Origin of the sequence: Lutibacter agarilyticus, assembly GCF_900188235.1 — a bacterium.
GTDB classification, from domain to species: Bacteria; Bacteroidota; Bacteroidia; order Flavobacteriales; family Flavobacteriaceae; genus Lutibacter; species Lutibacter agarilyticus.
In genome coordinates this window covers 488,470-500,316 of sequence record NZ_FZNT01000002.1, presented here as the reverse complement: position 1 = coordinate 500,316, position 11,847 = coordinate 488,470, and the positions used below count along the sequence as shown (strand labels likewise).

Annotated in this window: 6 protein-coding genes; 3 read left to right on the top strand and 3 right to left on the bottom strand. The window is 30.2% G+C overall.

Going from position 1 to position 11,847, the window contains the following annotated elements; all coding sequences use genetic code 11:
- Positions 1–32: 32 nt before the first annotated feature.
- Positions 33–380, bottom strand: coding sequence for a toxin-antitoxin system YwqK family antitoxin (locus tag CHB67_RS04800; RefSeq protein WP_089380602.1), 348 nt, complete (start codon positions 378–380; stop codon positions 33–35).
- 491 nt (positions 381–871) lie between these two features.
- On the opposite strand from CHB67_RS04800, the gene CHB67_RS04795 reads away from it, so the two are divergent.
- A complete protein-coding gene (locus tag CHB67_RS04795) occupies positions 872–2,062 on the top strand; it encodes a porin (RefSeq protein WP_176461214.1) in 1,191 nt (396 codons plus the stop codon).
- Positions 2,063–2,203: 141 nt separating this feature from the next.
- A complete protein-coding gene (locus CHB67_RS04790) occupies positions 2,204–4,768 on the top strand; it encodes an outer membrane beta-barrel family protein (RefSeq protein ID WP_089380601.1) in 2,565 nt (854 codons plus the stop codon).
- 69 nt (positions 4,769–4,837) lie between these two features.
- Here CHB67_RS04790 and CHB67_RS04785 read toward each other — a convergent pair whose 3' ends face one another.
- Positions 4,838–7,087, bottom strand: a complete 2,250-nt coding sequence (locus tag CHB67_RS04785; protein ID WP_089380600.1) for an inorganic phosphate transporter — start codon at positions 7,085–7,087, stop codon at positions 4,838–4,840.
- A 235-nt stretch (positions 7,088–7,322) separates the two neighbouring features.
- The gene (locus tag CHB67_RS04780; RefSeq protein WP_089380599.1) at positions 7,323–9,086 is read right to left on the bottom strand and encodes a Na/Pi cotransporter family protein; all 1,764 of its coding nucleotides are present in this window, start codon (positions 9,084–9,086) and stop codon (positions 7,323–7,325) included.
- 406 nt (positions 9,087–9,492) lie between these two features.
- On the opposite strand from CHB67_RS04780, the gene CHB67_RS04775 reads away from it, so the two are divergent.
- Positions 9,493–11,751, top strand: coding sequence for an inorganic phosphate transporter (locus tag CHB67_RS04775; RefSeq protein WP_089380598.1), 2,259 nt, complete (start codon positions 9,493–9,495; stop codon positions 11,749–11,751).
- Positions 11,752–11,847: the final 96 nt, after the last annotated feature.

Below are 11,847 nucleotides of genomic sequence, written 5' to 3'. Positions count from 1 at the left end.
CTGCCTTTTCTTGTATAAGTAATACTTAGAGCTTAATTAACAATAAGATCCTTCGTTTCTACAGTTACAATTTTATTTTGCTTGTAGGTTACAACATTTATTTTATCCTTTTTAAAATACGTCCAAACCCCTTCTTTTTTACCGTTTTCATAATTAGCAATGGTTGTTTTATTTCCTTGCTCATCATAACTAACCCAAGTTCCGTGTAATTTTCCTTCTTTATTAAAAAAACCTTCTCTTTCAACAACGGTACTGTTATCAGCAAAATAATACGTTGCCTGCACTATATCGTTGTCAATTTTTTTATAATCTATTTTTTGCTCTTGAGAAAAAGCAGTAACGCTAAAAAGTAAAACAAATGCAATTATTAAATTTTTCATATTTATAAATTTTAATGTGAATAAGCTGTTTTTATTTATATCTCAAAAATACCAAATTTACCTTTAATTTACCTTTTCTTAACATTAAGTTTACATTAAGTTTTTCAAAAAACACTTTAAACAACTGCTATTTAAGCACTTAAGACACACTCAGAAATGCTCAAAAATTTGGATTTTACAAAACAACTATTTTACACAACATTAAAACGGTTGTATTTTACAGGTAAAACAATTAATAATTTCATAATACTAACATAATATAGAATTACAATACAGTTCTGATATTTGCCTTGTGCGCTTTTCTACAGTTCACAAACATTTCATTAAATAATATTAGTTTTAGTCAACTTAATTTTGAAATGTAAAGCTACCTTTATTTCTAAAAGGTAGCTTTTTTCATTTTTAAACGTTATTTTTATAGTAACATCTAATTAACATTTAGTTAACATATACAATTGACTTTTGCATCGACTAAAATTAAATTATTTAAAATGAAATTAAAAAGTACACTACTTGCGGTATTTGCATTTACATGTATTATTGCAACTGCTCAAGAGACAAAAACTCCAAAATTTGGAAAAGGTATCTTTAATTTAGTGGGAAAAGATAGCACTTGGACAATGAAAGTTGGAGCCAGAGTACAGTTTTTAGCATCTTCTATGTGGGAAGATGGCGCTTCTAACGAAACTAGTTTTTTAATCCGAAGATCTCGTTTAAAATTTGATGGTTTTGCTTTTACACCAAAACTTAAATATAAAATTGAATTAGGCCTTTCTAATAGAGATATTTCAGGTACTTCTAAGTACACAGGAAATACACCTAGAATCATTATGGACGCCGTTATGAAATATAATTTTGCTAAAAATCTATATTTTTGGTTCGGTCAAACTAAATTACCAGGAAACAGGGAGCGTGTAATTTCTTCAGCAAACATGCAAATGGTAGATCGTTCAATTTTAAACGCTCGATTTAATATTGATAGAGATATAGGTATTCAATTAAGACATAACTTTAACATTTCAAATAATTTTGTAGTAAGAGAAATATTTTCAATTTCACAAGGTGAAGGGCGTAACGTAACTACAGGAAATGAAGGTGGACTTCAATACACCGGACGTGTAGAGCTGTTACCATTTGGTAATTTTACTAGTAACGGAGACTATTTTGGATCAGATTTAAAAAGAGAACCTACACCTAAATTAGCTATAGGTGTAACTTATAACCATAACAATAATGCTGTAAGAGTTAGAGGAAACCAAGGATCTTATATGGAAACTGATTATGGTTTATATGAAACAAATATAAACGATGTATTTGTTGACGCTATATTTAAATACAGAGGATTTAGTTTTATGGGTGAATATGCAGATAGAGATGCTAAAAATCCGTTTGCAACAAATTCTGATGGAACCAAAACAGGTGCTATTGTTCAAGTTGGAAAAGGAATTAACCTTCAAAGTGGCTATTTATTTAAAAACAACTGGGAAGTTTCAGGAAGATATTCTAGTGTGAAATTAGACCAAGACATTACAGGTAAAGTTCCTGAAAATCAATATACATTAGGAGTTTCAAAATTTATTGTAGGACACAAATTAAAAGTTCAAACTGATGTTAGCGTGATAGATATTAATCCTGCAAACGATATTATTATGTGGAGATTACAATTTGATATCCATTTCTAAAAACAATCAAAACAAAAAAAAGGGAAATACAGACTGTGTTTCCCTTTTTTTTATGCTTAATTAACAGTTGTTAACAATCTTTAATGGCATTAAAATGTAATTTATGTTACATTCGCAAATTATTTAAAAACCAAATTTAAAATGATTCAAAAGTTAAAAACCTTATCACTTTTCATTTTTATTGCAACTAGTTCACTTTTTGCACAACAAGGAAGTATCTCGGGCGAGGTACTAGATAAAGATTCTAAAGAAGAAATTCCGTACGCAACAATAGTTATTACCGATGCTTTATCTTCAAAAACAATACAAGGAATTGTTTCAAATGAACATGGAAAATTCAAAGCTACTGCTATTCCTTACGGAACGTACACTGTTGAAATTTCATTTATGGGATACAACACAAAAACGATAAACAACATTGTTATTAATAAACAAGATTCAAAAGTAACTGTTAACAGCGTTTATTTAAAACCTTCAACAGAAGCATTAAATGAAGTAGCTATAACAGCAACAAACAAAATTCAGTCTACAAAAATAGATCGAAAAACATACAATCCTAACGATTTTGAAACGGCTAAAGGAGGAACTGCTGCTGATGTTTTAAATAAATTACCTTCAGTTTCTGTAGATCCTAGTGGTGAAGTTTCAGTAAGAGGAACAAGTAATTTTCAAGTATATTTAAACGGAAAACCAACACAAATAGACGCAACTGTATTATTGACTCAAATTGCTGGAAACAATGTAAACAAAGTAGATGTTATTACGGTTCCAACAGCAAGTTTTGACGCACAAGGAAAAGGTGGAATTATAAATATTACTACTAAAACTAATGGTGTTGAAGGTTTATCATTAAACGCAAATGGTTTAATTGGAGGTTCGCCTTGGTCTAATCTTAATGATAAATACAGTGATTATAAAATGAATAACGACCGTTATGGTGGTGGTATCAACTTAATGTACAATACTAAAAATATTTCGTTTTATGGTGGTTTTAATTACAATAAAAGAAACGTTAACGGAAAAAGAATTGGAGATGCGCGTGTATTGGTAAAATATCCTGAAGGTGAATATTTTCATATGGATGCTGCTGGTGAGCGTCCTGAATGGTACGAGTATTATACCGCAAACGCAGGAGTAGATTTCAATTTAAGTGAAAAAGACAAACTTTCGCTTACGTATTCTTACGGGAACAGAACTGGAGGAAGAGCAGCTTACTATATTTACAACAACTATTATGCTGATGCCGATGGTTCTAACAAAGACCTTGCTTCTGAAGACTGGATATACAATCCAAATATTGACAATAGATACGGACAATACAACACGTTTAATGCCGATTATTCATTAGATATTAGTGAAGATAAAAATTTAAAAATTGCAGGATCTTATGAAAATTCTCAATTAAGCAGAGAACTAACCAATCAAAATTACGCTTACGATCCTATTGCTGATATTGCTGGTTCAACAGTTGAGCAACAATATTCAATGGCAGATGATACACCGCTTCATGGATTTATTTTTTCTGCTGATTATGCTATCAAATACAATGATTTTAATTCATTAAAACTAGGTGTTAGAAGTAATAATGTAGCTATTGCGGGAGACTTTATTTTTGATAATGATTTAGTTACAAAAGACTTAAACAACGCTATTGATATGAGTAGAGGTGTTTATGCTGGATATGCTGATTTTACAGGTAAAACCGGAAAATTAGATTACATAGTTGGATTAAGAATTGAGTACGAAGATCAAAAAATGCACGTAACAAATACTGATTATTTGAACTTATTTAACAACTCTGGAGCATCTGATTTTGACCGCACAAAACTAGATTTCTTTCCATCGCTACATTTAAGCTATCCTGTTTCTGATGAAAATAGTTTGATATTAGCTGCAAGCCGACGAATTAACCGTCCGTCAGCAACAACATTATCACCATTTTTATACCGTCGTCACTACGAGGTTTATGTACTTGGAGACCCTGAATTAGAATCAGAATACACCAATAATGTAGAATTAACTTATGACACTAAAGTTGGAAAGACAACCCTTGATATTACTGGTTTTTATCGAGGTGTTAACAATGCTGTTTTTAGAGTAAACACAACAACAACAGCAATTGAAAACCCAGATTTACACGACATTTTACAGGAAAATGTTTTAATTAGAAGTTACACAAATGCTGGTAACTCTACATCACTTGGTGGTGAAATAAATGCCGATGTTTACTTAGGTAAATATGTCGATTTATTTTTAGGTGGTTCTTTATATTATTACAGCATAAAAGGGGAGGTTTTTGGATATGATATTGACAACAATAGCACTAACTGGTCGTTAAAAGCAAATCTTAATTTGAACTTAACAAACGAATTTAAATTTAATATGGATTACAACATAAAATCTGCAACCATTACATCACAAGGTCAAAACGATTCGTATCAAATAGCAAATGCTGCCTTAAGCTACAAGCCAACAAAATTAGAAGATTGGAGCTTCTCATTAAGAGGTTTAGATATATTTGGTTCAAATATTCAAGGTTTAGACACCAATGCATTCAACAGTAGTGATGAACAAATTTTTTACCAAGAAACATCTTATGTGCGTAACGGGCCAATTGTAGAATTAGGCGTTACATATTCATTGAATATGGCAGGTAAAAAAGCGAAAAAAGCAAAAGCATTTGAAGCTGAAAAACATTTTAAATAGAACAATATTTTAAGCATAAAAAAAGGGAATTGATAAAATCAATTCCCTTTTTTTATGTCAATTTATCATTTACCTCTCTTTTGTAATTTGAAACTCTTGATACAATTGCAATAAATTAATTAAAGATTGAATTAAATCTTTTGTTTCTAATAAAAGACCAAAATATAATGTTGCATTTTTTTGACTTGTTTCATCGGTTCTAATACGTTCAATTTGTTCTTCTATAGATTGTGAAACCCTATCAACCAAACGTTGCTTATCATCAATAATTTGAATTAAATTATCGAAATTTCTTGATCTAAAATCCGATTCTATCTGAGTTAACAATTCAGTTAAAATATTATTTATTGTATTTAAATTTTTTATTTGAGATTTTTTTAAGTTTTTATGATTGTTATTTACGTGATTAAAACTAGTAGAACCTATAAATTCAATAGATTGAACAATATCTTGTAAATGATCAACAACTAATAAATAAAATTTACTAGCTTTCATCATGTTATCATCCAGTGATTTTATAAAATAGAAAACATCTGATTTTAGTGTATTTACTTCTTCATTTAAATTTTTACCCTTATTTTCAATTTTCGATAACTTTTTTAAATCTTGTTTTATCAAGTTTTTAATAGTGGATGCATATAGCTCGTTGACTTTTTTTACTACTTCTGATATATGTATTGAGCTTTCAACAATAACATCATTTATCGTTGATTTTTCTTCACTTTTAATTTTTTTAATTTGGTTTTGTTCTTTCACTTTTTTAGAATAATTGAAGTAACTTCTTAATAATAAAAAAGCAACTAAAGCAAATAAACCAATAACAGCTAGGCTACCACCAATATGAATTAAAAAGGCAAAAGTACCCGAAACAACAAATGCCAATATTGCTGTTGAAAACCACCCTCCAATTACATTTATAACTCCAGCAACTCTATAAACCGCACTTTCTCTATCCCAAGCCCTATCCGCTAAAGATGTACCCATAGCAACCATAAAAGTAACATATGTTGTAGATAACGGTAGTTTAAACGAAGTTGCAATTGAGATTAAAATACCTGCCACCATTAAATTTGCCGAGGCTCTAACCAAATCAAACGCAGGCTGATTTTTTAATTGATCTTTTGTTAAGTGAATAACAGGTTTTTCAAATTGATGATTAATTTTTTTGCCTAAGGATTTTGGAAATACAAAACTAAATGCACCACTCATTTTAAGAGTTCCACGCACTATTGATCGCGATAAAAAATTAGATTTAAATTTCTCATGCCCCTCTCCTTGTCTTGACAATCCAATTTCAGTTTCAGTAACTGAACGGGCCTTTTTTGAGAACCATAAAGTTACCACCATAATGGCTCCAGCAATAAACAACATTAAAGGTTGAACTCTTACTTTTTGAGATAATACACCCATTGAAAATTCTGAAGCAGCAATTCCAGATTTAAACCAAGCATCATAAGAATTAAATGCAGCCATTGGCACACCAATAAAATTCACCAAATCATTTCCTGCAAAGGCAAGCGCCAATCCAAAAGTACCAATAATTACAACTAAAATAAGGTTGTTCTTCTTTGAAATGGCGCTGTAAAAAAATGAAATTAGGCTCCATAAAACAAAACTTATGAATATAATATACATTTCATTTCCAGCTAAAACTCCTTCAATATCTTGGTAAAAAGGAGTTCCTTTTAACCCTTTCATAAAAATGAAATAGGTGATAGCAGTTAAAGCAACACTCCCAAAAACAATACGTACATATTTATGCTTATTTTCATATTCAAAAGAAAAAATTAACCTCGAAATAAATTGAACAATAGCTCCAATGGTAAAGGCAAAGACTACCGAAAGTAATATTCCTATAATAATTTTTAAAGCACTTTCCGAATTAATATAGCGTCCTAAGTCGGTGAATGTTTGTGAATCACTTGCATTTATTTTTATCAAAGCCATTACTACAGCTGCACCCAACAATTCAAATACAATAGATACTGTGGTTGAAGTGGGCATACCTAATGAATTGAACAAATCTAGCAGCAAAACATCAGTAAGCATTACAGCCAAAAAAATGATCATAATTTCATCAAAATAAAACTCTCCAGGTACAAAAATTCCTTTTCTAGCAACCTCCATCATTCCACTAGAAAATATAGCACCAAAAAAAATGCCCAGACTAGCAATAATCATTAAACTTTTAACTGAAACGGCTTTTGAACCAATTGCTGAGTTTAAAAAGTTTACTGCATCGTTACTTACACCAACCACTAAATCAATTACAGCTAATATTGTTAAAGCTATTAGCATAACTGTGTAAATATCTCCCATTTTTCAACTAATGTTTAATAGCGCAAAATTACTCTCAATAACATAAATCAATGTTAACTCAATATTAATTTGTTGTGATTTTATTTTAAAAATTAAAGTTTATAAAAATGATGTAATTAAAAAATAAATAAAACCTAACTTATTAAAATTAAGCAAAGTATTTGCGCAAAAAAGAGTAAAAAAAATATTGAATTACAAATGTACTAGCAGAAAAAGGTTAGGCGTTTTTTTTGTTTTAGGAGTTTCCATTTTCAAATAATGAATCCTTATTTCCGTATAATAATTCAGCAACTTCAATTAGTTTTTTATTAATATCATTCACATTAGAATAATCGTTAAAAAGTGATGAAGCCATCTCTGCTGAAATTAAATCTTTACGAATTAATTTATCTATAGATTTATTACTTTGTCGGACGTTTTCTTTCGCTTCGTCTTTTAAACGCTTTAACTGATTTGCATATTTTTCAGAATCTTCTTTAAACAAATAAATAACGCGCAGTACTTTGGTTATTTTTTTTCTAAAGCTATTGTACTCTTTTATTAAGTAGGGGTTGTTTAAATTTCGAGCCAAAGTTACATTTTTATGAAGTTCACGCACATCCTTAATAATCTCAACCATTTTTCTATTGGCGACTTTTATTTCAGTAACAGCTTTATGTTGCTTTTTGGTTAATTTTAATTCGCTTTGAGCAGTGGTTGCGTACTTCAAAATTTCACCATAAATAGTTTTTACTTTTGCATAATATAACTCTTCAACATCTACTTCCATATCTTCAGTAGATTTTTCAATGATTTTCTTGATTTTTTCTCCTGATTTAATATCTTCTCTATGAATATTTAAACCGTGGGCTACAATTTCAAAAATGGCATTTTTAAATAAATATCTAGATTCTTTAAACAACGAATAAATTGCCGTTCCAGGAAAATTCAAGATGGTTTCATTTAAATATTTTGGTGTACTAATGCTTATAGCTGTTACATCTTTTTCTTTTAAGAAACGAATTAAGAAGGCTTCTAACCTAGAAATAAATGGAATCATTAGCAATACACCTAAAACGTTAAATATGGTATGAAATACAGCTAGTTTCAATGTATAATCGTTGGATGCAATACCAACAACATTTGCTAAATAATCTACAAGATTTGCCAATGGAAAAATAATAGCCAAAGCAACTATACCTGTAACCAAATTAAAAATTAAATGAGCCATTGCCAGTCTTTTTCCTGCAATATTTGAACTTAGCGAACCTAGAACTGCCGTAATTGTAGTTCCTACATTAGCACCTATGGCGAGCGCTAAAGCATTCTCGTATTCAAGCTGACCAGCTGCTAAAGCTGTTAAAATCAACGCCAATGTTGCACTACTAGATTGTAAAATGGTAGTTAGAACAATTCCTACTCCTGTATAAATAATAACGCCTAAATACCCTGAAACCGCAAATTGGGTTAAATCAATATATTCTTTAAAAACATCAAAGCCTTCTTTCATATAATGAATTCCTAGAAAGAAAAACCCTAAACCCGCCAATACATTTCCTACACCTTTTAATGCTTTTGTTTTTTGAAATGAAAATATAATTCCAAACACCAACATAGGCATAGCTAGTGCTGAAATTTTAATTTTCAATCCAAAACCAGCAACCAACCAAGCGGTAGCTGTGGTACCAATATTTGCTCCAAAAATTAACCCTAAACCACCTGATAAGCTAATTAAACCAGCACTTATAAATGAAATTGTGATTACAGAAACTAAAGAACTAGACTGAATTAAGGCTGTTACTGTAGCACCAACGGTAATACTTTTATATAATTTATTAGTGGCATTTTTTAGTAAATTTTGAAGTGGTCCTTTAGTAAAAACCTTAAAACCTTCTTCTAACATAATCATACCAAACAATAAAATTGCAACTCCTGCGGCAATGGTTTTAAAGTTTGGGTTAAAGTATAATACAACGGCTAGTACAGCCAAAAATAATCCAAAAAAAAGTCGTCTAATCATAAAAAATGTAATGAACTGCATAAACATACAGCTAATAATTAAAATATAAAAACATTAACTCCCAAGAACTAAAATCAAAACACCATCATTTATATTGTATTTTAAGTCACAATAAATGGTATATTTTTCTAAAATTTCTAAGGATTTATACATTTTTAGGTGTTTTTGAACTTCACCTTTTTATCTAAGCCTTAAATTAAGTTTATTGTTAACGTAAAGTTAACATTAGATCCATAAATCTTTTAGTTCTTTGCGACTTTAATAATTTTATGCTAAATTGAAACCACAAAAGTGATTTTAACAATTTTTTCACCTAACTCCCTAGATATGAATTTTAAACATATAGAGTTTTTATTTAGTATAAATTCAATTAACTTATTACATTTACTTTTTTAAATTCTTAAAAATGGATAACATTTATTTATTAATGATTGTTGCTCTAGCAATTTTGGCTGTTGCCGATTTAGTTGTAGGAGTAAGTAATGATGCTGTAAATTTCTTAAACTCAGCAATTGGTTCAAAAGCGGTATCATTTAAAACTATTATGATTGTTGCTAGTATTGGTATAGCCTGCGGGGCTGTTTTTTCTAGCGGTATGATGGAAGTTGCCCGTAAAGGGATCTTTAACCCTAGTATGTTTATGTTTAGTGATATCATGATTATTTTCATGGCTGTAATGATTACAGATATTCTTTTGCTAGATTTTTTCAACTCACTGGGTATGCCAACCTCAACTACAGTTTCAATTGTATTTGAATTATTAGGAGCAGCTGTTGCTGTTGCGTTGATTAAAATTGGTGCTGATGGTGGTGATTTTTCTACAGTTACCAACTACATTAATACTGATAAAGCTACACAGATTATCTTTGGAATTCTACTCTCTGTGGTAGTAGCATTTTCTGTTGGAGCGCTGGTGCAATATATTTCACGTTTATTATTATCGTTTAATTTTGAGAAAAAAGCAAATTGGGTTGGAGCCTTATTTGGTGGAGTTGCACTAACTGCCATTGTATATTTTATATTAATGAAAGGTATTAAAGGAGCAGACATTGCCAAACAAAGCTTTGATGTTATTGGAGGTGCTACCATTAAAGATTTTTTAGAAAACAATGTACTCTCAATAGTTGCTATAAGTTTTGTTATATGGTCTGCATTATCTTATACTTTAATAGCAACCTTTAAAACTAACATTTATAAAATTATTATTGTTGTTGGTACTTTTGCTTTGGCATTGGCCTTTGCTGGTAATGATTTAGTAAATTTTATTGGAGTACCAATTGCTGCTTGGCAATCTTATGAAGCTTGGATAGGTTCTGGAGTTCCTGCTACAGAGTTTGCAATGGATGTTTTAGGTCAAAAAGTACCTACCCCAACTGTATTGTTATTTATTGCTGGAATGGTAATGGTATTAACATTATGGTTTTCTTCAAAATCCAAAAATGTAGTAAAAACATCTTTAGATTTATCAAGCCAAAGTGACACAAAAGAGCGATTTGAGCCTACTTTTTTATCGAGAATAATGGTGAGAGGTTCTATTTTAACTTCAAGATATTTTTCAGTACTCATCCCTAATGCACTTCAACAGAAAATTGAAAAACAATTTGAAAAACCTGTGATTGAATTAACACATGGAAAAACACATGAGTTACCAGCTTTTGATTTGGTGCGTGCTGCTGTAAATTTAATGGTTGCTGGGGTTTTAATTTCTATAGCTACTTCATACAAGTTACCACTATCAACCACCTACGTTACGTTTATGGTTGCCATGGGTACCTCATTAGCAGATAGAGCTTGGGGAACTGAGAGTGCTGTTTATAGAGTTGCTGGTGTATTAAATGTTATTGGAGGATGGTTCTTTACCGCCTTAAGTGCATTTGTTGCTTCTGGAGTTGCAGCTTATTTAATTTATTTAGGAGGCGCCACAATGATTGCTATTTTGTTATTAATTGCAGTTGTATTATTAGTTCGAAATTCCTTAAATCACATTAAAAAATCAAAAGAAATAAAAGCTGAAGATAGCTTAAGCAATGCTGAAAGTAAATCTGTAAAAGGAGTTATTGAAGAAAGTGCAGACAATATTTCTAAAGTATTAAAACGTGTAAGTAAAATTAATGAAAACACCATTAATGGCTTAATAAAGGAAAATTTAACTTCACTTAAAAAAGCTAAGAATACGGTTGTTAAATTAGAAACTGAAATTGAAGATTTACAAAACAACATTTTCTATTTTATTAAAAACTTAGACGAATCATCTATTAGCGCAAGTAAATTTTATATTGATGTAATTGGAGATTTACAAGACATTGCGCAATCTGTTTCATTTATTTCTAAAGTAAGTCATAAACACATTAACAACAACCACAAAGGTTTAAAAGTGAATCAGGCTAAGGAATTGAAAGAGATAGATGGAAAACTAAACCATTTATTTGGCAAAATAAGAACTATTTTTGATGAAAGAGCATTTGATCAAATTGATGCTATAATTGAAGAAAAGCAAGGCTTATTAAATGATGTTTCTGCCTACGCTCAAAAACAAGTTGAACGTACTAGAACAACAGAATCTAGCCCTAAAAACACAACGCTTTACTTTAGTATTTTATTAGAAACTGAAGACCTAATAAAAGCTACTATGGATTTATTAGAATTGTATTCAAATAAGAAATAGTAATAAGCTACTTCAAAAAACCTCATCTTAATTATTTAGGATGAGGTTTTTTTTGATCTTATTTTAAGGTCTTTCAACTTTTTTCTTCGGAAGAAT